Below are 1,759 nucleotides of genomic sequence, written 5' to 3' on the forward strand. Positions count from 1 at the left end.
ACCTCATCCAACGCCCCCGCGAACACCGGAAACCGGCCATACAACTCCCGGCCCATCCCCACCCGCTGCGCACCCTGCCCCGAAAACAGCACCGCAAGTGAGCGGCCCGTCTCCGCGCGGCCCCGGGCCGCCTCGGACAGCTCGCCGTCGGGGGTCCGCGCCAACAGCACCGCGCGGTGCTCGAACGCCGAGCGGCCCGTGGCGAGCGAGAATCCCACGTCCAGCGGTGCGGCCGTGCCCTTGCGCGCGGAGATCCGCTCGATCTGCGCCGCCAGTGCCGCCTCGGTCCGGCCCGACACCGGCCACGGCACCACGGCGGGCGCCGGGCCCGCTCCCGGTTCCGTCTCCGGCTCTTCGGCCGGTTCCGCCTGCTCCACGATCACATGGGCGTTGGTGCCGCTGATCCCGAACGAGGACACACCGGCCCGCCACGGCCGGTCGGCCTTGGGCCACTCCCGGGGCTCCGTCAGCAGCTCCACCGCGCCGGACGACCAGTCGACGTGCGATGACGGGACATCGGCGTACAGCGTCTTCGGCAGGACGCCGTGCCGCATCGCCAGTATCACCTTGATGAGCCCCGCCGCACCGGCCGCCGCCTGCGTGTGCCCCAGGTTGGACTTCACCGACCCGAGCAGCAGCGGCCGTTCCGGGTCACGGTTCCGCCCATAGGTGGCCAGCAGCGCCTGCGCCTCGATCGGGTCACCGAGCGGGGTACCCGTACCGTGCGCCTCGACCACGTCCACGTCCGACGCCGACAGGCCCGCGCTCGCCAGCGCCTGCCGGATCACCCGCTGCTGCGACGGGCCGCTGGGCGCCGTGAAGCCGTTGGAGGCGCCGTCCTGGTTGACGGCCGAGCCTCGTACGACCGCCAGGACGGGGTGCCCGTTGCGGCGGGCGTCGGACAGCCGCTCCACGACGAAGACGCCCACGCCTTCCGACCAGCCGGTGCCGTCGGCCGCGTCGGCGAACGCCTTGCACCGGCCGTCCGCCGCCAGCCCGCCCTGCCGGCTGAACTCCATCAGGGAGCCGGGGGACGACATGACGTTCACCCCGCCGACCAGGGCCAGCGTGCACTCACCGGCCCGCAGCGCGTGGGCGGCCGTGTGCAGGGCCACGAGCGAGGAGGAGCACGCCGTGTCGACGGTCACAGCCGGGCCCTCCAGGCCCAGCGTGTAGGACAGCCGGCCGGAGGTGGCGCTGGCGGCGATACCGGTGCCGATGTCGCCGGTGGCGTCGGCCAGGGAGCGTACGAGCAGATAGGCGTAGTCCTGGCCGTTGGTGCCGATGAACACGCCGGTGCGGCTGCCGCGCAGGGTGACCGGGTCGATGCCGGCGCGCTCGACGGCTTCCCAGGAGGTCTCCAGCAGCAGCCGCTGCTGCGGGTCCATGGTGACGGATTCGCGCGGGGAGATGCCGAAGAAGTCCGCGTCGAAGTCGCCCGCGCCGTCGAGGAAGCCGCCTTCCTGGCTGACGGCGTTGCCGCGCCGGTCGACGCCGGCGCCGCGCAGGGCGTCGAGGTCCCAGCCGCGGTCCGTGGGGAACGCGCCGACCGCGTCGTCGCCGGCGGCCAGCAGGTCCCAGAGGTCCTCGGGCGAGTTCACGCCACCGGGGTACCGGCAGCTCATCGCCACGATCGCGATCGGTTCGGTGGCCGCGGCGGCGAGCTTGCGGTTCTGCCGGCGCAGGTTTTCGGCTTCCTTCAGCGAGGCACGGAGGGCCGCGACGACGGTTTCACTGGATGTGGTCATGGTCCGCTCTT

The 1,759-nt window shown here is 73.4% G+C and carries 1 pseudogene; it reads right to left on the reverse strand.

The features are described 5' to 3' along the window. Positions 1 to 1,718: pseudogene (locus ACH4EB_RS22810) on the reverse strand (type I polyketide synthase); the annotation flags it as partial. Between the last annotated feature and the right edge of the window lie 41 nt (positions 1,719 to 1,759).

This window comes from Streptomyces sp. NPDC018045 (assembly GCF_044327445.1).
Taxonomy (GTDB): Bacteria; Actinomycetota; Actinomycetes; order Streptomycetales; family Streptomycetaceae; genus Streptomyces.